A 24,850-nucleotide genomic window follows, 5' to 3' on the forward strand; every position below is an offset into this window, starting at 1 on the left:
AACCCTATGAAGGAGTGTGAAGAGGTCAAGGTCTTACTAGATATTTACCTGGATGGGGAGTTTAGCGAAGAGGATACTCGACGAATCCAGAACCATCTGTCCACCTGTCCAAGCTGTTCTGAAATCTTTGAAAAGCGGCAACAGTTTTTAAACTTAATTAAGGAAAGTGAGATTCGAGAAGAAGTTCCTCCGGGATTGGAGTTGAGTATTCGAAGTAAACTGCGAAAGGCTGAACTACCACAACAGAAGAAACCTTCTATCCTTAAGGCCAGATCCATCCTGGCAGGGGTTCTGCTTCTTGCCGGGATAATCGGCATAGGGCTTTATTTCCTACAAAAATTCCCGTCTGGTTCCGGAGAAAATACTGATTTTCTGAGAGCTGTTACCCGGGATTATGAAGATTATTTGAGACAAGAACTTCCCCTTGAAATCCAAAGCAGTGACCGCGAAGAGGTAATTCGGTGGTTTAAAAATAAAATCAACTTTAACCTTCTCCTCCCTTCCTTTCGAGATAAAAATATCAAGCTGCTGGGGGGACGATTAACCGGCTTTCAAGGAGAACGGGTGGCTTTAATTATATATGAGTTAAATGGTAATCCTATTTCTCTGGCTGTGACCAAGGCATGGAGACCTAAGATAGAGGAAACTGCCCGGAATACTCCTGAGGATATCGATTTTGATTTCTATCAGGTGGATGGATACACAGGGATCTACTGGAACTATCGGGGATTAGTTTACTGTCTGGTTTCAGATCTACCGGAGAATGTAAACATCCATCAACTTCTGGATTGGTCCGCTTCTTAAGCTACCGATTTTTGTTTTACATTTTGCATTTTAGATATTTGAAAAGGCTTCTAATCCCAGATAGACGGCTGCACGATCCAATTCCTGCTCGATCCGTAAAAGACGATTATATTTCTCTACCCGGTCGGTTCGGCTTAAAGAACCCGTTTTAATCTGCCCACAATTGGTTGCCACGGCAAGATCTGCAATGGTTGTGTCGGCGGTTTCTCCGGACCGATGGGATATGATGACCGAATACTTAGCCCGTTGAGCCATGGAAATCGCCGAGAGACATTCTGAAAGTGTACCGATTTGATTGAGTTTAGCCAGTAGGGAGTTTGCAATTCCTTTTTGAATTCCTTCCTGTAAAATTTGGGGATTGGTTACAAAGAGATCGTCCCCCACCAATTGAACCCTTTTAGATAGCGTCTTTGTCAAAAGCTCCCATCCCCGCCAATCAGACTCACTCATTCCATCCTCGATGGAGATAAGGGGGTATCTTTCGACCCATTCGCTGTATAATTGGACCATTTCTTCAGAGGTTCGGGTAGGTCCCCCCGACTTTTTAAATAGATACTTACTTTCTTCTTTTACATAAAGTTCACTGGCGGCCGCATCTAAGGCTAAATAGATATGCTTGCCGGGTTCATAACCCGCTTTCTGGATGGCTTCCAGGAGTATTTCCATGGCTTCCTCATGGGATCTGAGATTTGGAGCAAATCCCCCTTCATCCCCTACCGCTGTACTATATTGTTTGCTTTTTAAAACATTCTTCAGGTGATGGAAGACTTCTGCACCCATACGGAGGGCTTCTTTAAAACTGGAAGCTCCTACCGGCACAATCATGAACTCTTGAAAGTCCAGATTGTTATCTGCATGGACCCCTCCATTGATAACATTCATGAGAGGTACCGGTAACACATGGGCATTGACCCCTCCGAGGTAGCGATAGAGAGGCAGTCCTACTTCCTCCGCTGCAGCTTTGGCCACAGCCAGGGAAACGGCTAAGATGGCATTAGCTCCCAAATGGCTTTTGTTCTCGGTACCGTCCATTTCGATCAGTTTTCGATCTACCAAAATCTGATCTAGAGCTTCCATGCCGATAATCTCTTCGGCAATAACATTATTTACGTTGGCAACCGCCTGTAAAACCCCCTTTCCCATATAACGGTTCTTGTCGCCGTCTCGGAGCTCTACAGCCTCTCGTTCTCCCGTCGACGCTCCGGAAGGAACGGCAGCTCGTCCCATCGCTCCACTGTCTAGATAAACGTCTACTTCAATGGTAGGGTTTCCTCGAGAATCCAAAATTTCTCTGGCATGAAGATCCATGATCTCACTCATAGATTTAAACCATTAAGCCGTGGGTGGTGGACCCGGCAATCTTCCACTCGCTTCCAGGCCTGTCCTACGTCAGGTCGAAGAGTTCAAGACAAAGGAGGAAGAGATTCGTCTGCTTCTTAAAGTATGGGAGCATAAAGGTATGGGGGTAGGGACGTGTGGAAGACTTTACTTCCATATGCCCATACTCTTACCTTCTTCGTGATCTTTACTGTCCACGGTCCACTACCTACGGCTCGTCGTCCTTCGTTAACCGCTTTACCTTTTCCCAAACTAATCCCAGTCCAATTCGATTATACCACTTTCGTGATCTTTCATACTTTTCTAATTCCTTCCAGACATTCTTATCCCAGAAACTTTCATCCCATACTAATTCCTCAACTTTTTTCTGGGATCTCTTCTTGGGCCATACTTCCTTGACCCACAGGGTCTCGTCCCAGTTCAGTTCTTCTTCGGGTCTTTTTCGTGGGGATCTTCGAGAAAAATAAAGGTCTACAGAAAAAAGGGTGATGATGGCCGTAAAGAAGATAATTACCCACACGACGAGGTAAAAATAGGGATTGATGGACATGGTGACTAGCAGCAAAAGGAAAATGACGGTTAAAATAACAGGAAGTTTTCTGTCCATAAAGCTATTACCTGCCTTCCCCCGCCTCAGATGTTTCTAACAGCGGAATATAATATCCTCCAATGGTTCCCGGATGATGACACTTGGGACATGGCTGAGAGATTTTTAAATGTTCCAGCAGAATTTCCATTTCCAGTGCAGACAATTTATCATCCAGGTCTACCAGATTCAGGTGGGATAAGAATAAACTATATCCACATCCTTTGGTGGAACAGGGAAGTTTCACATCGATTATCTCCCGGAGATGCATACAATTTTCACAATAAAAATCAAAGGTTCTATATCCAGCACGGGCATCCCAAGGAGAAAAAGTATTCTTTGAAAGTTCTTTTTTACATTTTAAACAGACTTTTATTTTCATTAAAACGAATTTTATGCTATGGAAAGGAACCAATTCAACATTTTTTGTTATATTCTCACTTTTCAGATTCCGGATACGATATTTTCCATTCCTTCCTTTATAAAGGCGTAGGTCATATGCGGGGTATTATAGGCAAAGCCGATTTGTCCCCATCGATCGATTAAAACGAGTCCTCCAAAGCCTTGAACTCGGGTATAAAGAAGGTCAATGGCCAGATTAGCGGCTTCTTGTGCAGAGCAATTCCTGGTTAGAATAAAATCGGCTACACTCTTTGCCCATACAACTCGAATAATAAATTCACCATGACCCGTACAGGAAATCCCCCCCGATTGATTATCTGCATAGATCCCACATCCTATCAGGGGAGAATCCCCTACACGACCCGGATATTTACCCGAAATACCTCCGGTAGAAGTGGCGGCTGCAATACATCCGTTCCTGTCTATGGCAACCGCGCCTACTGTATCCTTTTCTCCGTGGATGATTTGGGATTCCAGGTTTTTTATTATAGGCCGTTGGGGGTTATGGGATGACAACTTCTCTTTCAGTCGGTTTTCCGTTATCAGATCCTCTTTTTGACACAACAAGGGTTGAGCCAGACCGGGCTCTACTTCCTGGGCAAATCGAAAAGCCCCTTCACCGACCAGAAGCACGTGCTCACTTTTTTCCATGACCTGTCTGGCCAGTCGGATGGGATTTTTTACATTTCTAACTGCTGCTACAGCCCCCGCCCTGAGTCCGGCCCCTTCCATAATCCCGGCATCCATTTCTATTTCGCCATCTCGATTCAAAACAGACCCTTTACCCGCGTTGAATAGAGGGTTATCCTCAAGAACGACCACAGCTCTCTCCACCGCATCCAGGGCCGTTCCTCCTGCCTGAAGTATTCGCCATCCCTCCAGGACAGCCTGACGGCATCCAATCTCCCGCTCCTGTAACCGTCCATCATTTATCCTTCCCGCACCTCCATGCACAATGAGGGCGGGTAAATATACAGAATTTTCCTTGATCGAGTTCAAAGAGTTATTCCTGCGAGATTTCGACATGCCCATCCCTATTTGGTAACTTCCTCCATCTGTTTACCTCGTTCCTGGGCCTTCTGCTCAACCTTTTGGGTCGTAGCATGAACCCGTTCCATAGCCTTTTGAACTTCCTGTCCACTTTGTTGGGTTGTACGACCTGCTTTCATAAAGAAATAAATACCCCCTGCTAAAAGCATTAATATAACCAGGATAGAAATAAAACTCTTCATCTCTCCCTCCTCTTCACCTGGAGAATCGGTGATAGTACTTTATCTTAGCTAAACTAATCCCTTTTTTTAAAAGAAAGCAAGATATATTTGCTCTGCCAGTTTTTACTTCAAAAACCTTGCCAGAAAATCTTAACAAAAAAAGCTTGACAGGAACCAGGTATCTTTCTAAACTTTAAGATAAGTTTTTCTCAATCTAATCCAGACCTGGTCCCTTTATCTTATGGGGTCACGTATGAATTTTTTACGAGCGGTTAGCCCAAATGAATTTTTAATTCAAGCTTGGCGTTGGTGGTGGCGCCAATGCTTACCTGTGGTGTGGGCTAGCTCGCTGCGGATTCCCATATAGATCGGTTAACTGCTTATCACCCGTTAAACAAGCCATAGGTAGCTGAAAAAGTTATCTATGGCTTTTTTATTTTTTGCCTTATGTATCATCCAACATTGGAAGAGTTCAAGAAGAAGGCTCGAGAGGGGAACTTGATTCCGGTATATCGGGAGGTTCTGGCAGATATGGAAACCCCGGTATCGGCCTTTAAAAAAATTGATGGTGGTGATTACGCGTTCCTCTTAGAAAGTGTGGAGGGGGGAGAAAAATGGGCTCGTTATAGTTTTCTGGGAAGTCGGCCTTCTATGATCTTCCGTTCTAAAGGGAAGGCCGTTGAAATTATTAAAGAAGGTAAATCGGAAACGGTAACCGTTAAAACGGATCCTTTAGACATTCTTAAAGACCTGATGGCACGATATAAACCGGTACAGGTAGAAGGGTTACCTCGTTTTTTTGGAGGGGCCGTAGGGTACATTACCTATGACATGGTTCGGTTCTTTGAAAAGCTGCCCGATCTGAACGTAGACGATCTAAATCTTCCGGACTCTATTTTCATCTTTACAGATCAACTTCTCATTTTCGATAATGTGGCCCATACCATCAAGGTGGTCTATAATGCCTATGTTAACGAAAACGCCTCTGAAGCAGAACTGGAGCAAATTTATCGCCATGCCATAGATATGGTGGATTTTCAGATCTTGCTTTTGAAACTCAAGGAACTTCAGAACGGAACCACTAAAGTAGAAGAACTTCTCAGAGCGTATTTACCCAGGCATTACCGGGATCCCTTACAGCAGAAGAAGCCATTAAGGTCTGTAACCTCCTTGACCCTTTCCTCAAATTTCCGAAAAGAAGAATTCGAGAATGCGGTCAAAAAGGCTATTGAGTATGTAGAAGCCGGAGACATTATTCAGGTTGTTTTATCCCAAAGGTTGCAGACCTCCCTTTCGGCAGACCCGTTTGACGTCTACAGAGCTTTACGGACGATCAATCCTTCTCCTTACATGTTTTACTTAAAATTAAAAGATTTGTGGCTTGCGGGTTCCTCACCGGAGGTTTTAGTCCGTTTGGAAAATGAGAGGATCGAGGTTCGTCCCATAGCCGGTACCCGCCGTCGGGGGCGTGATGATGAAGAGGATAAAAAACTCATGGCGGATTTGTTGGCCGATCCTAAGGAGCGAGCTGAACACGTCATGTTGGTAGACTTGGGGCGAAACGATGTAGGAAGGGTTTCCGAACCGGGAACCGTAGAAGTCAATGAGTTGATGGTTATCGAGAAATATTCCCATGTGATGCATATAGTTTCCAACGTCCGGGGCATCTTGAAGAAAGGTTGTGATGCCTTTGACGTCTTTCGTTCTTGTTTTCCGGCCGGAACGGTATCCGGTGCTCCCAAAATCCGGGCCATGGAGATTATTGAAGAACTGGAGCATACCCGCCGTGGTCCTTATGCCGGAGCTGTAGGTTATTTTAGTTTCTCTGGGAATATGGATACCTGCATCACCATCCGTACCATTGTAATGAAAGACCATATGGCCTACATTCAAGCCGGGGCCGGCATTGTGGCCGACTCTATTCCCGAAAAGGAATATGAAGAAACCATGAATAAAGCCAGGGCTATGATGAAGGCTATTGAAATGGCGGAGAGAGGACTGGATTGAAAAGAAAAGTATTCTCCCCAAAGGGCCCCAAAGAACTTCCAAAAGTCTAGAAAACTTTGGGGTTCTGGGGGTAAATTAAACCTATGATTCTGATGATTGATAATTACGATTCGTTTACTTATAATTTAGTCCAGTATCTCAGCGAATTGGGCGCTGAGGTTCAAACCTATCGTAACGATCAAATAACCCTTGCAGAGATCGAAGCGCTCGCTCCGGAAAAGATTGTCATCTCTCCGGGACCCTGTTCCCCGGCAGAGGCCGGAATTTCCGTAGAGCTTATCCGACACTTCTACACGAAAATACCCATTCTAGGGGTCTGTCTGGGTCATCAAAGCATCGGAGCCGCTTTTGGTGGTGAAGTCGTTCGGGCGGACCGAATCATGCATGGAAAAACCTCCATGATTTATCATGATGGAAAAACTATTTTTCGAGATTTAGAAAACCCTTTTGAAGCAACCCGCTATCATTCACTTATCGTAAAACGAGAGACCCTTCCTCCTTGTCTGGAGATCAGTGCTGAGACCAAAGAGAAAGAAATTATGGGATTACGCCACCGGGAGTATCCCATAGAAGGGGTTCAGTTTCACCCGGAGTCTATCTTAACTCCGATGGGGAAAAAATTATTGAAAAATTTTCTACAAAACTAAGATTAAAAATATCCTTTTGTAAGATCGGAAGAGTGAAAGATTATCCAGGGTCTCTAAGGTTTTAAAGACCTTGGGGAACCCGTTCCAGGATAGTTTCTAAAAGGAATTTTATGGAAAAAAAACGGATATTGACCGGAGATCGTCCTACCGGTAAGCTACACCTGGGTCACTACGTGGGTACCCTGGCAAATAGAATTCGACTTCAATACGAATATGAGAGTTTTTTCATCATTGCCGACCTGCATATGCTCACCACCCGAAATGCACCGGAAGATATCGCCCAGAGTGCCCAAAACATTCGGGACCTGGTCCTGGACTCCTTAGCTGCAGGGATCGATCCGGCAGTTGCTACCTTCTATATTCAATCTGCGGTTCCCGAAGTTTGTGAACTTTATACCCTCTTCCAGAATTTGATCACCGTCCCACGGCTGGAGCGATTGCCCAGTTTGAAAGAAATGGCCCGGGATGCCAACAAAGAAGAAATGCCCTTTGGATTGCTGGGCTATCCGGTCCTCCAGGCAGCAGATATCCTCTGCGTTCGCGCTCATCTGGTTCCTGTGGGAAAAGATAATATAGCCCATGTAGAAGTCACCCGAGAGATTGCCCGCCGCTTCAATCACCTCTACGGGGAAGTCTTTCCCATACCGGAGGGACTCGTTGGAGAGGTGCCGACCTTAGTCGGTACCGATGGACAGACCAAAATGAGTAAAAGCCTGGGTAACGCTATTTTCTTAAGTGATGATGCCCAAACGGTACGAAAGAAAGTCTTCAGCATGTATACCGATCCGGCTCGAATTCGTGCCGACATTCCGGGACGGGTTGAAGGAAATCCGGTCTTTATCTATCACGATACCTTCAACCCTAACAAAGAAGAGGTAGAAGACCTTAAAACCCGATACCGACAGGGTCGGGTCGGAGACTGGGAAGTTAAAGAAAAACTTGCCAGGGCCCTCAACCAATTCTTGGAACCTATCCGGGAACGTCGGGCTTTTTATGAAAATCAACCCGGATTTATAGAAGAAATTATTTACAAAGGAACCCTTCGCGTTCGTGGGGAAGCGAAGGCAACCTTACAGGCTGCAAGAAAAGCCATGGGACTTACCCAGGTTTGGGACCAATTCAAACTCACTTCATCTGATCAAAGGGATTCTCATTGATAACATCCAGATGACTTGTATCGTTGATAACAATACGGGTAACTTCGGTACCGTTAATATCAACAATGCTTGCAGAGGCGTTATTCTGATGGATCTCTCGATGGCGGGATAAACCTATCCCGAGAAGGCTGGCCAGAATGATTCGGTTGATTTGAGCATGGGCCACGACGGCTACCGCGCCTGAAGGATATTTCTCGATGATAGACTTAATAACAGGCATAGCCCGGGCTTGCGCTATGACCGGAGACTCACCTTGAGGGACGGGAAAGTCAACCTCCCCGGCTTTCCAACGGGCTATAATTTTATTAAGCTCCCCCATGGTAATTTCATTGATGGGTTGTCCCGTTAAAAAACCATAATCAAATTCGTTAAGTTCTGGAACAGGTTGAAAGGTCAACCCGCAGATCCGTGCAATTTCCTCAGCCGTCTCCCTGGCCCGTCTCAACGCACTGGAGTAAATGGCCTTCAAATTCTCCGATTTAAATCGCTGTCCAAGAGCTTTAGCCTGTCTTCGTCCTAAAGGACTTAAGGCGGGGTCGAGATCCCCACCTTGAAATATGCCTGCCGAATTGAGCTCACTTTCGCCATGTCGAATTAAAATCAGTCTCATTTTGCCAGCTTCCCTGAAGGGTCACGAAAAACCACCTGGAAAGAAACCTGATAACCACTCGCCCTGTTACCTAGAGATAATCCCCTACCTGTCAAGCTAAGGAATAAAAAATCCCATATAGCGACCTGTTTACAGCTCTCCTCCTAAACCACCATCTGAACCTGGAAGCAAAGGTGTACCCCCTTGTAATTTGATGAATAGGGTCCCTCCGCCTGGGTTTCTGGGGCCTGGGAGTGCAAGCCAGGACGCCCGTACTTTGATAAACAGGATCATCCCAGTGGGGTCTCTAAAAGCTAGCTTGATCCATGGGGAAACTCCCTTACCACCTCACCCTTCAACAGAATACCGCTTAGATCCTATCTTAATAGGGAAATGGTATAAAATAATTTCCCCGTGATCCTTCGTGGCCCTTCAGGGATATATTTAGCTTTTCCTAAAGTAGAACTGAGGTATCCCCCCTGTCAATAAGATTCTTTACCTAAAACCCCAGGAAAGTCATTGACACTTTTCGGATTCAACGTTACAACTATATTTAATTAATCCTGTTATAACAAAGGATGCTGGTTCAATTTTGAAATGAGCCGTCAACGACAAAAAACCTGATGGAATCTAAAGAGGTATTGACTTTGTGATGTAAAGTAACTAACTATTCATTTTGAATTATTGCTGAAACGGGTTATAAGTTCTTTCGAAGCCAGGAGTAAGCGGTTAATTACCGATAATTCATCACAGACTACAGCTTACAGACTACAGATTACGAACCCATGAAAAAACATAAAAAGAGTGAGTTATTGCTCAAGGAGGCTCACCCTGAGGTTCAGGCAGATGCTTATCGAGAATCCTTAGAAGAGTATCATACGAAAATCCAGGACCTTAAAGAGGAGATCCAGCGGGTGATTGTAGGGCAAAATCAGATGATCGACAGCCTCCTTATCGGACTCCTTGCAAACGGGCATATCCTTCTGGAAGGTGTTCCAGGCCTTGCTAAAACTTTAACCATCAAAACCTTTGCTAAAGCCATGTCGGCCAGCTTTCAACGGATCCAATTCACGCCAGACTTGTTACCAGCCGATGTGATTGGAACTCTCATTTATAATCCTAAAGATGCCGAGTTTGTTCCTAAGTTAGGTCCTATCTTTGCTCATTTTGTTCTGGCCGATGAGATCAACCGGGCTCCTGCCAAAGTACAGAGCGCTCTTCTGGAGGCTATGCAAGAAAGACAGGTTACCATCGGCAAAGAAACCCACCTTCTCCCTGAACCTTTTCTTGTTCTGGCCACGCAAAATCCCATTGAACAGGAAGGGACCTATAACCTTCCAGAAGCCCAGGTGGATCGTTTTATGTTGAAGGTTAAGGTAGGCTATCCGGATTTACAGGAGGAAAAAGAAATTATCCATCGAGACTTTGACACCATCAAAATCAACCCGGTCCTGGCCCCTGAAGAAGTAACAGAGATCCGACACCTGATCCATAAAACAATTTACATGGATGAAAAGATAGAAGATTACCTTCTACTCATTATCTTCGCTACCCGAAAAAATAAGGAGATTTTGCAGAAATTTGGATTGGAGGCGTTGGCCCCTTATATCCGGTATGGTTCTTCCCCTCGAGGTTCTCAAGCCCTTAAAACTGCCGCTCTGGTTCAGGCTTATTTACAGGGGCGATGGTATGTGATTCCGGAAGATATCGAGGCGGTCGTCCTGAGTGTTCTCCGCCATCGGGTTATCCTTTCCCCAAAGGCAGAGGCCGAGGAAAAAACAGCCGACGAGATATTAGAACAGGTTTTGGAGAAGATTCCTGTCCCCTGAAGCAAGTGCAGAAGGGTGAGCAGATAAGAGATAAGAAAGCATGACCCTGTTGTCCTTTATCTTTACCTTGGGTATAAATGGATCGTAGCGATGTTCTGAAAAAGAAACAACGCCTAGAGCTTTTTACCAGGCTTAAGACCCTCAGTCCGCTGGCCGGGGAATGGGACAGTTCTTTGGAAGGAGAAGGTTCTGATCTGTCTGAGATTCGGGAATACCAGCCCGGGGATGATATCCGAAAAATCGATTGGAAAACCACGGCAAAAATGGGCCAGTTTTATATGAAGACTTTCCTGGCCGAACGTGATCTAACAGTTATGATCCTTTTAGATCAAAGTCGATCGATGCGGTTTGGATCCCTGGCCAGGAAGAAACAGGAAACCCAGGCCATGGTCGTAGGACTTCTGGCTCTGTCCGCTCTTGTAAAAAATAACCGGGTAGGACTTATCGGATTTACCGATCAGATTGAAACGTATATTCCTCCCCAGCGGGGACGCGGACATCTGTGGAAAATTATCGATGTTCTTCTCACCGAACCGAAAAATCCAAAAACGAGCTTAAAATGTGCCCTGGATTGGTTGGAAGCCCGAGTAAAAAAAAGCCTGGTTTTCATCGTTTCAGATTTTCTCATCGATCCGGCAGAGTTTGAGCTTCTTCGCTATCTCAACAAAGAGTACGATCTTATTCCTGTAATTATCGAAGATCAGCGGGAGCTGGAGCTTCCTAAAGGGAAGGGGCTCGTAAGACTCCAGGACATGGAAACAGGTCAGATCCTCCTGTGGGATGCCGTCCAGGATGGAGAGGTATTTGCTGCGTTGATGCAAAAATGGAGACAAACCCGGCAAGAAGCCTTTTCTGCCTTGGGATTGGATTATGTCACTTTTTCAACAGAAGAGGATACCTATGTAGAAAAAATCGACGCCCTCTTCCAGAAGAGACGAATGCGAAGGGTGAATTAATGGCCTCTGGGATCCGTAATTCCCCCAGTCCACGGGGGGATGGAAGGGAGGCTTTTTCCTTTTATCTGTAATAACGGACCATGAATAAAAGACCCATGAATGTTTTCGTTTATTTACTCTTCTTCTTTTTTTTGGAAATCAATTCCTGGGTTTCTGCCCAGGCCCTTCAGGATATCGTAAGATCTCCATCCAATCCCTCAAATACCGCTACACCCAATAAGGCCAAATTTGTCATTACCGATTTTTACTACCGGGATGACGAAGGGAAAAAAGTTCCCTTGGTCCTCTACTTGAAAGCCTTTGCAGTCCGGCTTAGACCCGGGGTTAAACCGGAGAGTTTCATGGGCCTTTATAAAGAGGATTCCAGAGTAGCAGGAATTACAGATCGACCGGATTTAAACCTTTTGATTGTGCAGGTCAAGAAAGAGATTCAATCCGATCAGAATCTCTTAGATATCCTCAATGAAGTCAATACCAGTTCGTCCATGGTTCAATTTGCAACGCCTATTGTTCAAACTCAGGGAAAAACGCTGATATTGACCGATGAGTTCACGGCCAGATTTAAATCCTTTGTTACTCCTGAAGAGATTAATGAATTTAATAAAAAACATCAACTGGAAAGACTCTCAGTAGAGAAAGAGAACAATAAGTACCAACTTTTTGTTTTACAACTGACCCCGGCTTCGGATAAAAATATTCTTCAGATGGTTCATACCTATGAAGAAAGTGATCTGGTTAAAAATGCGCGGCCCCGATTCCTCTCTCTTCCAAAACCCCTGGTTGTAAAGGCCTATTTAACCCCTTCGGTTGTTAATCCAGGAGATCCGGTCCTGTACCGGTTACAGATAATTCGAGACGAGAATGTCCAGATTGAAGAATCGCTTCTTTCGCCGGGTTCCATTAATCTCAAACCGGCTCATTTAGATGCCAAGGCGTTCAAAATCCTGGATGATCCTGGCAGCCCTTTGCCAGGAACTCAATCCGAATCACGGACCGAAGATAATCAGATCCTCACGACCAGGAATTATCGGCTGGTGTTTTATGCCCCCGGAGAATACGAAATTCCTTCTGTTAACATCCTTTATACGATTAAAAAAGAAGGATCTGATCAGGGGCCTGGAGAAACTCAAGAAATCCAGACAGATCCCATACCGGTTAAAGTCGTCTCTCTACTTCCGGCAAACATGAAGGACATTAACGGTATTCCTTTAGAAGGGCCTTTAACAAACCTGCCGGAGATATCTAAATTTTCTGCCTATCGTACCTTGTTGTTAGGATTTATACTCCTTATTTTTTCCCTGGTCGGCCTGTTCCTGCTGATCTACACCTGGACCAGACAAAGCAAGGAACGGTCCCTTAAAGAAGTTTCCGGAAAAGAAAAAGCCGTTTCAGAACTGAAAAAGTTAGAGGAATATCTTCAAGGAGAAGCAAGTCAACCGGTTTCATCCATCCTGTATGAACAGATCCCTCGCTCCTTTCGGAAAGCTTTGGGCTTATTCTATGGGTTTCCTGCAGAGTCGGGTTCTACCTCGAAAGTTCTGAAGCAATTGGAATCTCTCAAGGCCGAGACGGTGGTTTACAAAGCAACGCAACTTATCCTTCAGGAATACGGCGATAAGCGATTTTTACCCAGAGATCTCCGACCTGTTCCCGTTCAACAGGAAGTTGAAAAGATTTTATCGACCGTGCGGGAAGTAGCACAGCATTTTGAGAATTGTCTTTAATCTTTTATTTTGTACGTTGTTGGTTGTCCATTAGGGTGAAGACGGTGAACAGCGGATAAAACAGGCAGGTATGAAGTATCTTCATCTGATCTGGAAAAATGCCATGCGGAATAAAATTCGGAGCATTCTAACCATTTTAAGTCTGGCTATTTCCTTGTTTCTGCTGACGACCATTCTGGCCTTCTGGACTACCCTTAATCGGACTCCGGATAGTCTGGATGCCCAACTACGATTGGTTGTTCGCCATGCTGTATCTTTAGCGAATATGCTTCCTATGTCCTATCAACAGGAAATTGAGAAGATCCCGGGGGTCAAACAGGTGGTTCCCATGCAATGGTTCGGGGGGGTTTATATCGATGAAAAGAATTTCTTTGCCCAGTTTGCCACAGAGCCCGATAAAATTTTTGAAATGTATAGCGAATATCAAATCCCTCCGGATCAACTGGAGAGTTTCATCAAGGATCGGACCGGAGTTGTCGTAGGGAAGACCCTGGCAGATCGATTTAACTGGAAAGTAGGAGATCGAATTACCCTGATAGGTCGTATTTTTCCTGTAAATATGGAGTTAACCATTCGAGGTATTTACACGGCTCCAACCAAGGAAGATGCCAGTGCGGTTTTTTTTAGTCGAGAATATTGGAATGAAGCCATGGGGCGACCTAATGTGATAGGAACTTTTGCAGTTAAAGCCAAGAGTATTGAGGATATCCCCCGGATTATCGATGCCATCGATGCGCGGTTTCAGAACTCGATAGCCCAAACTAAGACGGAGACAGAAAAAGCTTTTCAACTCAGCTTTGTTTCCATGTTAGGAAATGTCAAGCTTTTAATTGCCAGTGTCAACGCGGTGGTCTTGTTCGCCATTCTATTGGTGGTAGCCAATACCATGGCCATTGCCATGCGGGAGCGAACGCGGGAAGTGGCTATTTTGAAAACGGTCGGTTTTCGCCGTAAAACCCTTCTGCTGCTTCTTATTTCAGAATCCCTGCTCATTTGCTTCTTGGGGTGGGTTTTGGGATGTTTAGGAGCCTGGTTGATCTGGTCTTCGGTCGATCTAACCAATATGGGAGGCGGATTTTTAAGTCAGCTCTATGTGACTCCTTCTATTTTAGGATTAGGTTTGATCGTCGCGTTTTTACTCGGTTTGTTCAGTGCCGGAATCCCGGTCTGGCATGCATCGCAAATTACCGTGGCTCAGGCACTGAGACAATTGTAAAGAAGGAGAGGGAAGGCAATGGCCATTCCTTTAAAATACAATATTCGCAATCTTCAGGCACGCTTTGTGACCACACTGGTAACTGCCCTGAGTATTAGCTTAACCGTAGCTATCTTCATAACCCTCATGGCCCTGGCCAACGGATTAAGGATGGCCTTTGTTTCCACAGGTCATCCCAGGAACCTCATCGTGCTACGACAGAATGCGGGTACAGAGACCAACAGTACCATAACGCCGGAAGCTTTTCAGGTCCTCAAATACCTGCCCGGGGTTGCTCGAAACGAAAAAGGAGAACCCCTGGCCTCAGCAGAAACCATTGTGTTAATCAATCTGCCCCGTGTTAATACCACGGAGCGCTCCAACGTGCTCATTCGGGGTCTTTCCTTTTCGGGCCTTGCTCTTCATCCTCAAGTTAAGCTGGTGGAAGGACGATGGTTCGAGCCGGGCTCCCGGGAAATCGTGGTGAGTCGTCAGATCTCCCGTCGATTTCAGAAAACTCAGATGGGAGATACCTTACGCTTTGGAAAGGGGGATTGGAAAGTCGTAGGTATTTTTGAAGCGGCCGGTACGGCCTACGACTCTGAAATCTGGTGCGATGGAAATCAGGTAAGGGATGATTATAATCGACACCTGTATTCTTCTGTCTACCTGCAGGTAGAAGATTCTACGCTGCTGGAACCCCTTTCCAAAAGAATCCATGATGACCAGCGCCTCCAGTTAGATGCCAAGGGAGAGCTTCAGTACTACGCAGAACAAACCGGAGCCGGAAAGATTATCCAGGTTTATGGAATGTTTATCAGTATTGTTATGGCTATCGGTTCTGGCTTTGCTGCAATGAACGCCATGTATGGGGCCGTTGTGAATCGCTTTCGGGAAATCGGTATTCTAAGGGTATTGGGATTTTCTAAAATGAGTATCCTCCTTTCCTTTGCCCTCGAATCTTTAATTCTGGCCCTTATAGGGGGTGTGATAGGATGTTTACTGGCCCTACCGATTAACGGAATTTCAACGGGAACTACCAACTTTCAAACCTTTAGTGAGATCGCTTTTACATTTCGGGTTACCCCGGAATTACTTTTATGGGGAATGATCTTTTCCGGGCTGATCGGCCTCTGGAGCGGTTTGTTTCCGGCTGTTCGGGCAGCACGAAAACCTATCCTTGAAGCCTTGCGGGCCGTGGTTTAATTTTACATACCTTGTACCACCTTCTGAGCGATCTTCCCGGGGAAAGACTTGACTGGTAAAATCTAAATGTATTATTATGTCCAATATAGGATCAATCGGGTTTTAAGGCAGGTAATTGTCTGATCGACCGAACAACCTATACCAGCTTTGCGTACCCGAGGTAACCTCACAGATCCTCTGCCCGATACAGAGAGAAGAACTTAATTTCTTATTCGGGTAAAATGACAGGGGTTAATCAACGGGATTTGACAGATTAGAGAATTGAAGAAGGCCGTGTCCGAGTTTGATTCTTTAGACGAGGAGCTTCTGAGTCTTCGGATTGATGAAGCTCAAAAAGTTGATTTCGACCGTCGATCGAGGTCTAGAAGACGTTACCTGTTCTATTTTATTTTGCTTTTGATCCTAGCCGGAGGAAGCTGGGTCGGATGGAAATACCTTACCGGTGTACATCCTGTTGAAGTAGAGGTGGTATCGGTGCAGGTTATCCCATCGGGATCTTCAACTCCAGGCATGTTGGGAACCCAGTCTCTGCCGACAGTATTAACGGCCGGTGGTTATATCATCCCTCGCCGTAAAATTCAATTAAGCTCCAAAGTAACCGGGCGGGTTGCTTCGGTTGAAGTCGAGAAAGGGGACCTGGTGAAAAAAGGTCAGTTACTGGTTAAATTGGAAGATGCAGAGTTTCGGGCGCAGGTAGACGAAGCCTATGCCAATTTACAGGTAGCCCAGGCTCGTTTGAAGGAGCTGGAGATGGGTTCCCGACCCCAGGAGATCGAACAGGCAAGAGCCAATGTAGAGCTCGCCGAAGCCAACTTACGAAACGCAAAACTTAATTACGATCGGGCTATACGACTTTTTAAAAGCGGGGTTATCTCCAAAGGTGATTATGATAAAACCGAGACGGCCTATGAAGTGGCCCGGGCTCAGGTAACCGATGCAAAAAAACGTTACGAGCTGATTAAGCTGGGACCTCGACGTGAGCAAATTGAACTGGCCCGTAGTCAGGTGGAAGCTGCCAAAGCCTCTCTGGCAGGAGCCCAGACCTTCTTAGAAGCCACCGAGATAAGGGCTCCTATCGATGGAACCATCCTTGAAAAACTGGTCGAAGTGGGAGAAATGGTTACAACTTCTTTTGTAGGGGAGCGAGGAGCCAAGTCTTCGGTGGTCTCCCTGGCCGATCTTAATGATTTGCAGGTAGAGCTGGATATAAGCCAATCCGACTTTAACAGGCTCCAGATGAATCAGAAAGCCATCGTTACCCCGGAAGCCTATTCGGATCGTAAGTATGATGGAATCTTGGTTGAGATAGCTCCGGAAGCTAACCGTCAGAAAGCTACCGTCCAGGTTAAAGTTAAAATCCTTAATCCCGATAAATATCTGCGGCCGGAGATGAATGCAAAGGTTACTTTTCTTGCCGATGAACTTCACCGGCCAGAAGGATCTCCACCCTTGTCTTCCCTGGTAAATCGTATTATTATCCCCAAATCTGCGCTTATTCGCAGTGGGAATACAGTTAGAATCTTCCTGGTACAAGATTCCAAAGCCGTAGCTCAAGAGGTTAAACTGGGAGGGGAAACAGAACAGGGATTTGAAGTGCTTGAAGGGCTGGTTGGCGGAGAGAAGGTTATTGTTAGCGGTTTGGATAAGATAAAGCCGGGGGATCCAGTGAAAATCAAGGGAATGTAGGATGGGCCGATCCTCCTGTATATAAGGATAACTCATGGGTAATGCGCTGGTTCAAATCCAAAATTTAAGTAAATCCTTCCGCCGGGATTCTATTGAAATTCGGGTGTTAGAGCATATTAACCTGGAGGTAAAAGAAGGAGAATTTCTGGCTCTTATGGGACCTTCCGGATCCGGCAAATCCACTCTGCTTAATATTATCGCAGGAATTGATAAACCAACCACAGGAGAGGTCCGGGTTTTAAATACCCGAATTGCCTCTTTAAGCGAGGATGAGCTGGCTATCTGGCGAAATCGCCATATTGGCTTTGTTTTCCAGGCCTTCAATCTCATTCCGGTCCTGACAGCCTTTGAAAATGTCGAAATACCTTTGCTATTAACCAGGCTTTCTAAGAAAGATCGAACCCGGCAGGTTATGACGGCGTTAAAACTGGTGGGGCTCAGTGATCGGGCTTCGCACTATCCCAGACAACTTTCCGGAGGACAGGAACAGCGGGTTGCCATAGCCCGGGCCATTGTCACGGATCCCGACTTAATCCTGGCAGATGAACCAACTGGAGATTTAGATGCCCAGTCAGCCAATGAAGTCTTAACTATTCTGGAAAAGCTGAATAAAAGCCTTAAAAAAACCATTATCCTGGTGACCCATGACCCCCACGCAGCCCAACGTGCCACCCGCATTCAGCATCTGGAGAAAGGTACTTTGAGAAAAGATGAGGGATAGATAAATGATACATTTTGCCCATCCAGAAGGTTTTTTGCTTCTGTTTCCTGTTATGGGAGCCCTCTTCCTTTATGGAAAGAGGCAAAAAGAGGTTTTAGGGTACCCAAGTTTGAATCCGATCCTGACCCATCTGATCCCCGCCTCTCCTTTCAAACAATATTTACCCGGGGTTTTGAAATTATTATCGACTCTCCTGTGGGTGATAGCCATCTCAGATCCCCAGTATCAAGTTAAAGAGACTTTAAAAATGAGGGAGAGTCGGGAAATAATCCTTGTCCTGGATCTTTCGGAGAGCATGAGCTGGAGTTTAAGAGGGGAATTTAAAGCGGAAAATATCGAAGATTCCCGGGAGGCCGTAGCCAAAAAGGCAGTTCAGCGATTTATCGAGAGTCGAGAAGAATCAGCTTTACTGGAAAGTCATAAAAGTGGTTCTCAAACCCATCCTTATCTTCAAAACCTCGATTTTCAATCCCTGGAAACGGATAAAGATCGCATCGGTCTCATCGTATTTAGCAGTGATGCCTACGTCAAATTTCCCCCCACAACCGACTATAAAATTCTTAAAGAACATCTCTCCGAGGTCAGTTCCCACCTCCCTGAATTGGGAACCAATACGGAATTGGAGAAAGCCCTTTTTACGGCTGTTATATTAACTCTACGACCTTTCCTTGGAGCTCAAGAAATCACAGACATGGAAAACAACCTGAAATCGGGCTCCAACAGGCTTTATATTCCAGACTCTTTAACAAAAAGGAAATCTCCAGGTAAGGGCAAGGTCATTATTCTGTTTACCGATGGGGAAATAGAAATCCCGACTCAAAAACCTACCGGTGCCGTCCTTGTCGATGATGGTCCTGTAAAAAAATATACCTACAACGCAGCTAAGATCGATCTTTTAAAAACGATCCGGTTAGCAGAGGAACTGGGTATTAAAATTTATATGCTCAGCACCGGTAAAATTGCAGAGCCTTTGAAAAAGGCTATTGATGCTACAGGAGGAAGGACTTTCACCCTCCGGGATACCGATAACTATTGGCGGGTTATTGATATGTATGAAGAAATCCATAAACTGGAAAAAGCCAGACTGGTAGATAAAGAATATACCCGGAATGCTTCCGCTTTCCTGTGGTTCGGCTTAGCCGGTGTAGTGAGTCTGGCTTCAGGAGAAATTATTAGAAGTCTGAAGGGGTTCAGGATTATTCCTTAACATATGGGGGGTCCGTGGCCGGTAAAAAGTCGTCAGGATTTCACCGAACAACCACGGACAAAAAACAACGGATAACGAACCGGTTCTTATGTTCAGAAAACTTTTCTATATTTCCGCCAGTTTCATCGGCCTGATTTTAGGTGGTTGGTTCCTGTTTCAAGGTATTCAACGGTTAAGTTATGCGGCCTATCTCTCAGAGGTGCAGAAGGGGGACCTGGCGTTTAAAGACGGTCATTATGATGAAGCCCTGTCTTTCTATACCAAAGCCAGCGAATCCCTTTTTTCGGATAAAGCTCTCCTTCATTACAAAATCAGCAACGTATATTACCAGAAAGGAGAGGCCTTCTTTAAAGAGCTTTTAGAGAATCCGACCATGATTTATTCTCTGGTGGAGGCCGGTGCAGAGGTAGCTTCGGGTTACTATGATAAGGCCCTTACAGAGATTCAACAGATGGATGTCCAGACTATCCCGGAGGATCTGCGATGGAAGAGCTATTACCAGCTCGGAAATATTTCTTTCCGAAAACTTCTTCTGCTGGGAGAGGAAGCCGATACCCAGAAGGTACAATCCGATATCGAGCGGTTATTTCGTGAGGCCCTGCAACATTATAAGAATGCCTTAGATGCCCGACCTTTGAATTTAAGTCGTGAAGACAAGATTTTAGAAATCTATTTGATGCAGAACCTGGAATATTTAACCCGGCTTTTTGACAAATATCAGGAAGAAAAAAATAAAATTAAGCCGGATATGGCCCAACATGTGGATATACAGGCTCGTGTAGACAAGCTAAAACTTTTAATGCCGGCCCTTGACCTGAGTCCCGAGGCAGACAAGGATCAAAAAGGTGGAAAATTCGGTCAGGGGTTGGATAAAGGAATTAAGTAACTTATTCCTGTTCCGTTATCCGGTTCTTATCCGTTAATAACGGGCAGCAGATAAAGGACAGATGAGGTTTTTATATCCCTCCTCCTTCTGGCTTTTAAGTTTACTTCCCTTTCTGTGGCTTTGTTATATTTGGAGTTGGAATCAGAAACGGAAGTGGTTGAAGGATTTTGGAAACATTTCCTGGTCCTGGCGTAGACTGAGGATTCATATTCCGGTCAGCCTGGGGCTTATTTTAGCTATTTTGGCCCTCAGCCGTCCCCAGTATGCCCGGCAGGTTACGTATCTTTCTCGAGAAGGTATTGATCTGGTCTGTGGGATTGATGTTTCCCCCAGTATGCTGGCCGAAGATGTAACTCCACCTAAAAAGACTCTGATCAGTTCTCTTTGGGATGGGCGCGAAACTTACCCTTCCTCCTTTCTTCCTTATCCTTCAGGGAAGGGAACCCCTGTTTTACCGAACCGACTCCAACGGGTAAAACAGGCGATATACGATCTTACCCAGATCCTTCAGGGAGAAAGGCTCGCCCTTTTCCTTTTCTCAAGCCGAAGTTCTAAAATTCTTCCTCTTTCCTCCGATTACAACAGCCTCCGATTTTATCTCGATTTTTACCTGGATAGTTATCATATTTCGGCCAGGGGAACCGACCTGAAAACCGCCATAAATTTAGGAACCTCCATGTTTCAAGAGGACTCCCGATACAAAGTCCTTGTACTCTTTAGTGATGGAGAGATGGAAGAGGAGGAGGCTTTAAAAAAAGCAGTAGAGGCGTCCCAATCAGCCTGGTTAAACGAAAAGGTACGAATTTATACCTTTGGAGTAGGTTCTGAGCAGAGCGTCCTTATCCCGATCCGTAACCAACAGGGGGAAATCGGTGGGTATTTAAAAGACGGCAAAGGAAATTTTGTAAGGACCCAGGCAAGTCCGGCCTCTCTCATCCAAATAGCCCAAACCGGAGGGGGTCAGTTTTATTCTCTGGGTGCTTACAGTCCTGACACCTCGATAGATAAAGCGGTTCTTCAATTCATGGAGAATGTCCTGACCCACGCCCAGAATCTCAAAACCATTCAAAAAACCCGAACAGAATATCGCGATTTATTTCCCTATCTGTTTCTCTTAGCCCTTGGATTGCTGGGGGGAAGAAGCCTGATCTCCGAAACCTTAAAACTTATAACCAGGAAGAGAGGTTAGATAACATATGAGACAGAGACTATTCCCTTTATTTTCGAATTTTTATGTTTTTACCCTTTTGACCGATACCTGGGCCAGATTTTGTTTTTCGTTCCTTGGAAGGATTGCAGGACTGGTTTTTACTTTTTGCCTTCTCTACGGGAGTGTTCCGGCAGGGGCAACAGATTATTTATCCCTGGCCAAGGAAGGAAGCTACATTATAAAAAATTTCAAGTTTAAAAGTGGTGGAGAGCTCCCGGAACTCCGAATTAACTATGCGACTTGGGGAGAACCTAAAAAAGATGAAAAGGGAAATGTTACCAATGCCGTTCTGCTTTGTCACGGAACCACCGGTAATTGGCAGAACTATGCGAATCCCTGGTGGGCTTCCAAGATGTACGGCCCGGGCCAGCCGTTGGATATCAACAAGTATTTTGTTATCGCCTCAGATACCATTGGTTCCGGCAAGTCCAGCAAGCCCAGTGATGGGCTTAGGATGAAATTTCCCAAATTTATCATTGAAGATGTGGTTAAAGCCCAGTATATCCTGCTTACGGAAGGTTTGGGGGTTAACCACCTGCAAGCCGTTATTGGAATCTCCTTTGGAGGCCGTCAGACCTGGCAATGGGGGGTACAGTATCCGGACTTTATGAATGGAATTGTTCCCATCGCCTCTTCTCCGTTTCCCAACGCAGGACGTCGAGGAATGACAGATTTTCTGGGTATTGCGCCTATCATTCAGGATCCAACCTGGAAAAATGGAGATTATCAAGAGCAGCCACGCAACTTTCAACTGGTTTTGATGTTTTATTGGATGTTCCTGGAGGGAGCCGGGCATTTATGGGAAGAAGCCCCCACCCGGAAGCAATCTTTCAAGTATTTGCCCGAGGTCGCCAAATGGTGGTCTAAAAATTTAGATGCCAACGACTGGATTTACTTGATGCAGGTTAATGACGGTTTTGACGTTTACAGCCAGCTCGATGAAGTCAAAGCCCGGGTTCTTATTATTAACATGGCTGGAGATGAACAGGTTCCCGTTGAACTTCAGCATGCCGAAAAAGCCGTGGAAAAGTTGGGAAATAAAGCCGAATATCTTTTAGTAAAAGAGTTCTCCGACTATGGTCATTTTGCCGCCTCAAAAACCATTGATATCTACGGACCTAAAATTGGGGAATTTTTAAAAAAACTTGCAACCCCCCAATAAGGGAGGATAACTATCGATTTCTGACCTTCCCAACCGCCTGCTTAATCGCCTTTTGCAGATGTGTTTCATGAAGATGAAACCGTCGGTATTCTTCTGTACAGGATATCCAGAGAGAAGAAGCTAAAATAGCAGAAAAAACTTGTCGAGGATTTAGGTATGGATAGAGTATAAATAAATATAAACAAAGGACGATGTAGGATTTCGGGCACCAGTGAGCGGGTCCAAATCAGAAGATCTGTTGCTGCATAGAGACATGGAGGACTTTCCAACGTTGTGGAGTTATCCAGAAACTGTATAATAATTTGTTAGCCGTCCATCATCCTTGCAAGATGATTCATGTGGCAAGAAACTGGAAGTTTCTTAGCGGCTGTCCATGAAATGATGATTTCCCCCCAACCATGAAAATTTTTATCTGTAGAAGAATAAAGGAGTTAGTTACTAATTTTCATAGCAGCAGGCTTTGATTAACGCCCATCAACAGATCGAGGCACCAGGAAAACGTCACAAATCAAGTGGGCTTTTGGCCTCTTTAATCGTGATACTCCTCACGGTATGAGTATAAATCATGGTGGTTTTGACATCGCTGTGTCCCAGTAACTCCTGAATCGTCCGGATATCATAATTCGCTTGGAGCAGGTGGCTGGCAAAACTGTGGCGAAACGTATGGGCTGAGGCGCGCTTACAAATTCTGGCCTTCCCAACCGCCTGCTTAATCGCCTTTTGTACATGCGTTTCATGCAGATGATACCGCCGGTATTCCCCCGTCTTCTCAATGTAGGTTAACTGTTTTGCCGGGAAAAACCATTGCCAGATAAACTCCTTGGCCGCATTCTTATATTTTTTCTCTAACGCGTTCACTAAAAACACTCCCGCATAATCCCGTTCCAGGTCTTGTTGGTGTAGGTCTTTCAACGATTGAAGCTGGGCTCGGAGTTCAGGGAGGATCGTTTCAGGAAGCGGCACCGTTCGGTCTTTTTGTCCCTTGCCGTCATGAACGGTTAAGACTCCTGCATCCAAATTAAAACCATGCACCCGAAGATGTAAACATTCCGAAAGCCGTAGCCCACAGCCATACAACAATTTCACCACCAGATCATACGGAGGCGACAAATGCTGAAGAATTGCTTCAATCTCTTCACGGGATAACACCACTGGAACGTAGGGTTTTCGCTTTGCTCTGACAACCCCCTGGAGCTTCCCAAACTCCTTGTTCAGAACCTGTCTATAAAAAAATAACAGTGCATTAAAGGCCTGGTTCTGGGTTGAAGCCGACACCTTTCGGGTTACCGCCAAAAACGTCAAGAACTCCTTGACATCTGCAGAAGAGAGCCATTGCGGATCCTTGCTTCGAGTAAAGGTTTGAAAGTGTCGTACCCACTGGGTATAGGTTTCTAAGGTTTTCGGGGAATAATGCCGGACCTGGATTTCATTAGCCAACCGGGTGTACACCGCCTTCCAGGAAACTCCCGTTGCAGGGTCCTGGGCTTGCGGTGTCTTGGGCTTATCGAAGGGTCGAAGGGATGTTTTCGCTTGGTTGGAGGAAGAGACGGTCTTAGGAGCAGTGTCCTGAGCTGGTCGAAGGGACGATTCAGGGAGAGCCTTCCCCGGAGGACTATCTTTCCCTTCGACAAAGCTCAGGACAGGTTTGGTCGAAGGGACCTCGTTGAGGGAACCCCTGAAGTGAATCAGTTCGTAGTACAGCGAGATCGCATGGGACGCCTGCTGTTGTTGCGCCTTGGTTTGCTTCTTTTCCTGTAATTTATGGAGAAAGTGAGGAAGACTCTCTCTCTGCGTGTGAGGAAAATGATACTTCTGACAAAAATCCAGATAATAGCGCAGCCATTTTATATAAGCAGCATGGGCATGTTTCGGAATCGCCGTGTTTCGTAAACAGGTTTCAAATTGTGTCCGTAAGGCTGAAGGAATATTGAGCATAGGGTGTTCTCCTGAAGCATAATATTTTTCTAGATAATCTTCCATATGACATGATATACAGAAAGTAAGAAATAACATAGCCGAAAAAAACTTGTCAAGAATTTATGTATAGAATATAATATGTAATATAACGATGCGGGAGGTTAGGGCATCAGCAAGCGACCCCAAATCAGAGAGTTTGTTGCCGCATAGAGACATGGGGAACCTTCCAACGTCGTGGAGATATACAGAAACTATACAATAACTTGTTAGGCGTAAACGGAGGGACGTAAATGCCAGAAGTTCAGTCGCAGGGAATACGCATCAGCTACGACGACCAGGGCCAAGGAGAGCCGGCGCTCCTCTTCATGCCTGGCTGGTGTGGTAGTCGCAGGGTCTTTGACGAACTCGCC

22 protein-coding genes are annotated in these 24,850 nt (G+C 45.4%); 15 read left to right on the plus strand and 7 right to left on the minus strand.

From position 1 onward, the window contains the following. Positions 1 to 6 precede the first annotated feature (6 nt). A complete protein-coding gene (locus tag VNM22_18430; protein ID HWP49138.1) occupies positions 7 to 804 on the plus strand; it encodes a zf-HC2 domain-containing protein in 798 nt (265 codons plus the stop codon). A 30-nt stretch (positions 805 to 834) separates the two neighbouring features. On the opposite strand, the gene eno is transcribed toward VNM22_18430, so the two are convergent. The 5 genes from eno to VNM22_18455 all read right to left on the minus strand — a co-directional run bounded on the left by eno (position 835) and on the right by VNM22_18455 (position 4,362). Next, the gene (eno, locus tag VNM22_18435) at positions 835 to 2,124 is read right to left on the minus strand and encodes a phosphopyruvate hydratase (protein HWP49139.1); all 1,290 of its coding nucleotides are present in this window, start codon (positions 2,122 to 2,124) and stop codon (positions 835 to 837) included. 226 nt (positions 2,125 to 2,350) lie between these two features. Continuing rightward, a complete protein-coding gene (locus VNM22_18440) occupies positions 2,351 to 2,749 on the minus strand; it encodes a hypothetical protein (GenBank protein HWP49140.1) in 399 nt (132 codons plus the stop codon). Positions 2,750 to 2,756: 7 nt separating this feature from the next. Further along, on the minus strand, positions 2,757 to 2,975 hold the full coding sequence (locus VNM22_18445; GenBank protein HWP49141.1) for a hypothetical protein: 219 nt from the start codon (positions 2,973 to 2,975) through the stop codon (positions 2,757 to 2,759). A 197-nt stretch (positions 2,976 to 3,172) separates the two neighbouring features. Beyond that, positions 3,173 to 4,129 (minus strand): isoaspartyl peptidase/L-asparaginase family protein, encoded by a 957-nt coding sequence (locus tag VNM22_18450; protein ID HWP49142.1) that lies wholly within the window; start codon positions 4,127 to 4,129, stop codon positions 3,173 to 3,175. A 35-nt stretch (positions 4,130 to 4,164) separates the two neighbouring features. Further along, entirely contained in the window at positions 4,165 to 4,362 is a 198-nt protein-coding gene (locus tag VNM22_18455) for a hypothetical protein (protein HWP49143.1), read from the minus strand. 426 nt (positions 4,363 to 4,788) lie between these two features. On the opposite strand from VNM22_18455, the gene trpE reads away from it, so the two are divergent. From trpE to trpS, 3 genes are all read left to right on the plus strand, one after another. After that, entirely contained in the window at positions 4,789 to 6,348 is a 1,560-nt protein-coding gene (gene trpE, locus VNM22_18460; protein HWP49144.1) for an anthranilate synthase component I, read from the plus strand. A gap of 83 nt (positions 6,349 to 6,431) precedes the next feature. Next, positions 6,432 to 6,995, plus strand: coding sequence for an aminodeoxychorismate/anthranilate synthase component II (gene pabA, locus VNM22_18465; protein HWP49145.1), 564 nt, complete (start codon positions 6,432 to 6,434; stop codon positions 6,993 to 6,995). 110 nt (positions 6,996 to 7,105) lie between these two features. After that, the gene (gene trpS, locus VNM22_18470; GenBank protein ID HWP49146.1) at positions 7,106 to 8,152 is read left to right on the plus strand and encodes a tryptophan--tRNA ligase; all 1,047 of its coding nucleotides are present in this window, start codon (positions 7,106 to 7,108) and stop codon (positions 8,150 to 8,152) included. Here the strand turns inward: trpS and VNM22_18475 are convergent. Then, complete coding sequence (locus tag VNM22_18475; protein ID HWP49147.1) at positions 8,121 to 8,762, minus strand: histidine phosphatase family protein; 642 nt, start codon at positions 8,760 to 8,762, stop codon at positions 8,121 to 8,123. The genes trpS and VNM22_18475 overlap by 32 nt on opposite strands. A 764-nt stretch (positions 8,763 to 9,526) precedes the next feature. On the opposite strand from VNM22_18475, the gene VNM22_18480 reads away from it, so the two are divergent. From VNM22_18480 to VNM22_18530, 11 genes are all read left to right on the plus strand, one after another. Next, positions 9,527 to 10,570 (plus strand): AAA family ATPase, encoded by a 1,044-nt coding sequence (locus VNM22_18480; protein HWP49148.1) that lies wholly within the window; start codon positions 9,527 to 9,529, stop codon positions 10,568 to 10,570. A gap of 77 nt (positions 10,571 to 10,647) precedes the next feature. Then, a complete protein-coding gene (locus VNM22_18485; protein HWP49149.1) occupies positions 10,648 to 11,526 on the plus strand; it encodes a DUF58 domain-containing protein in 879 nt (292 codons plus the stop codon). An 80-nt stretch (positions 11,527 to 11,606) separates the two neighbouring features. Beyond that, positions 11,607 to 13,250 (plus strand): hypothetical protein, encoded by a 1,644-nt coding sequence (locus tag VNM22_18490; protein ID HWP49150.1) that lies wholly within the window; start codon positions 11,607 to 11,609, stop codon positions 13,248 to 13,250. 70 nt (positions 13,251 to 13,320) lie between these two features. Further along, positions 13,321 to 14,466, plus strand: coding sequence for an FtsX-like permease family protein (locus tag VNM22_18495; GenBank protein ID HWP49151.1), 1,146 nt, complete (start codon positions 13,321 to 13,323; stop codon positions 14,464 to 14,466). Between the two features lie 18 nt (positions 14,467 to 14,484). After that, positions 14,485 to 15,651: an ABC transporter permease gene (locus tag VNM22_18500; protein ID HWP49152.1), complete on the plus strand. Its 1,167-nt coding sequence runs from the start codon at positions 14,485 to 14,487 to the stop codon at positions 15,649 to 15,651. Positions 15,652 to 15,924: 273 nt separating this feature from the next. Beyond that, a complete protein-coding gene (locus VNM22_18505; protein ID HWP49153.1) occupies positions 15,925 to 17,337 on the plus strand; it encodes an efflux RND transporter periplasmic adaptor subunit in 1,413 nt (470 codons plus the stop codon). Positions 17,338 to 17,371: 34 nt separating this feature from the next. After that, positions 17,372 to 18,058 carry an ABC transporter ATP-binding protein gene (locus VNM22_18510; protein ID HWP49154.1) on the plus strand — a complete coding sequence of 229 codons (687 nt, stop codon included), beginning with the start codon at positions 17,372 to 17,374 and terminating at the stop codon, positions 18,056 to 18,058. Positions 18,059 to 18,062: 4 nt separating this feature from the next. Continuing rightward, positions 18,063 to 19,265 (plus strand): VWA domain-containing protein, encoded by a 1,203-nt coding sequence (locus VNM22_18515; GenBank protein ID HWP49155.1) that lies wholly within the window; start codon positions 18,063 to 18,065, stop codon positions 19,263 to 19,265. 88 nt (positions 19,266 to 19,353) lie between these two features. Continuing rightward, positions 19,354 to 20,151 carry a hypothetical protein gene (locus tag VNM22_18520; GenBank protein ID HWP49156.1) on the plus strand — a complete coding sequence of 266 codons (798 nt, stop codon included), beginning with the start codon at positions 19,354 to 19,356 and terminating at the stop codon, positions 20,149 to 20,151. Positions 20,152 to 20,212: 61 nt separating this feature from the next. Further along, positions 20,213 to 21,340: a VWA domain-containing protein gene (locus VNM22_18525; protein ID HWP49157.1), complete on the plus strand. Its 1,128-nt coding sequence runs from the start codon at positions 20,213 to 20,215 to the stop codon at positions 21,338 to 21,340. A gap of 7 nt (positions 21,341 to 21,347) precedes the next feature. Further along, positions 21,348 to 22,523: an alpha/beta fold hydrolase gene (locus VNM22_18530; GenBank protein ID HWP49158.1), complete on the plus strand. Its 1,176-nt coding sequence runs from the start codon at positions 21,348 to 21,350 to the stop codon at positions 22,521 to 22,523. Positions 22,524 to 23,024: 501 nt separating this feature from the next. Here VNM22_18530 and VNM22_18535 read toward each other — a convergent pair. Then, entirely contained in the window at positions 23,025 to 24,458 is a 1,434-nt protein-coding gene (locus tag VNM22_18535; GenBank protein ID HWP49159.1) for an integron integrase, read from the minus strand. Positions 24,459 to 24,850: the final 392 nt, after the last annotated feature.

The organism is Candidatus Limnocylindrales bacterium (genome assembly GCA_035559535.1).
GTDB lineage: Bacteria > Moduliflexota > Moduliflexia > Moduliflexales > JAUQPW01 > JAUQPW01.

What these genes read in the sequence shown, in the direction of transcription:
- VNM22_18430 (HWP49138.1), top strand. Translation starts at nt 7, where the DNA reads ATGAAGGAGTGTGAAGAGGTCAAGGTCTTACTAGATATTTACCTGGAT.
- eno (HWP49139.1), bottom strand. Translation starts at nt 2,124, where the DNA reads ATGAGTGAGATCATGGATCTTCATGCCAGAGAAATTTTGGATTCTCGA.
- VNM22_18440 (HWP49140.1), bottom strand. Translation starts at nt 2,749, where the DNA reads ATGGACAGAAAACTTCCTGTTATTTTAACCGTCATTTTCCTTTTGCTG.
- VNM22_18455 (HWP49143.1), bottom strand. Translation starts at nt 4,362, where the DNA reads ATGAAGAGTTTTATTTCTATCCTGGTTATATTAATGCTTTTAGCAGGG.
- trpE (HWP49144.1), top strand. Translation starts at nt 4,789, where the DNA reads ATGTATCATCCAACATTGGAAGAGTTCAAGAAGAAGGCTCGAGAGGGG.
- pabA (HWP49145.1), top strand. Translation starts at nt 6,432, where the DNA reads ATGATTCTGATGATTGATAATTACGATTCGTTTACTTATAATTTAGTC.
- trpS (HWP49146.1), top strand. Translation starts at nt 7,106, where the DNA reads ATGGAAAAAAAACGGATATTGACCGGAGATCGTCCTACCGGTAAGCTA.
- VNM22_18475 (HWP49147.1), bottom strand. Translation starts at nt 8,762, where the DNA reads ATGAGACTGATTTTAATTCGACATGGCGAAAGTGAGCTCAATTCGGCA.
- VNM22_18480 (HWP49148.1), top strand. Translation starts at nt 9,527, where the DNA reads ATGAAAAAACATAAAAAGAGTGAGTTATTGCTCAAGGAGGCTCACCCT.
- VNM22_18485 (HWP49149.1), top strand. Translation starts at nt 10,648, where the DNA reads ATGGATCGTAGCGATGTTCTGAAAAAGAAACAACGCCTAGAGCTTTTT.
- VNM22_18490 (HWP49150.1), top strand. Translation starts at nt 11,607, where the DNA reads ATGAATAAAAGACCCATGAATGTTTTCGTTTATTTACTCTTCTTCTTT.
- VNM22_18495 (HWP49151.1), top strand. Translation starts at nt 13,321, where the DNA reads ATGAAGTATCTTCATCTGATCTGGAAAAATGCCATGCGGAATAAAATT.
- VNM22_18500 (HWP49152.1), top strand. Translation starts at nt 14,485, where the DNA reads ATGGCCATTCCTTTAAAATACAATATTCGCAATCTTCAGGCACGCTTT.
- VNM22_18510 (HWP49154.1), top strand. Translation starts at nt 17,372, where the DNA reads ATGGGTAATGCGCTGGTTCAAATCCAAAATTTAAGTAAATCCTTCCGC.
- VNM22_18515 (HWP49155.1), top strand. Translation starts at nt 18,063, where the DNA reads ATGATACATTTTGCCCATCCAGAAGGTTTTTTGCTTCTGTTTCCTGTT.
- VNM22_18520 (HWP49156.1), top strand. Translation starts at nt 19,354, where the DNA reads ATGTTCAGAAAACTTTTCTATATTTCCGCCAGTTTCATCGGCCTGATT.
- VNM22_18525 (HWP49157.1), top strand. Translation starts at nt 20,213, where the DNA reads ATGAGGTTTTTATATCCCTCCTCCTTCTGGCTTTTAAGTTTACTTCCC.
- VNM22_18530 (HWP49158.1), top strand. Translation starts at nt 21,348, where the DNA reads ATGAGACAGAGACTATTCCCTTTATTTTCGAATTTTTATGTTTTTACC.
- VNM22_18535 (HWP49159.1), bottom strand. Translation starts at nt 24,458, where the DNA reads ATGCTCAATATTCCTTCAGCCTTACGGACACAATTTGAAACCTGTTTA.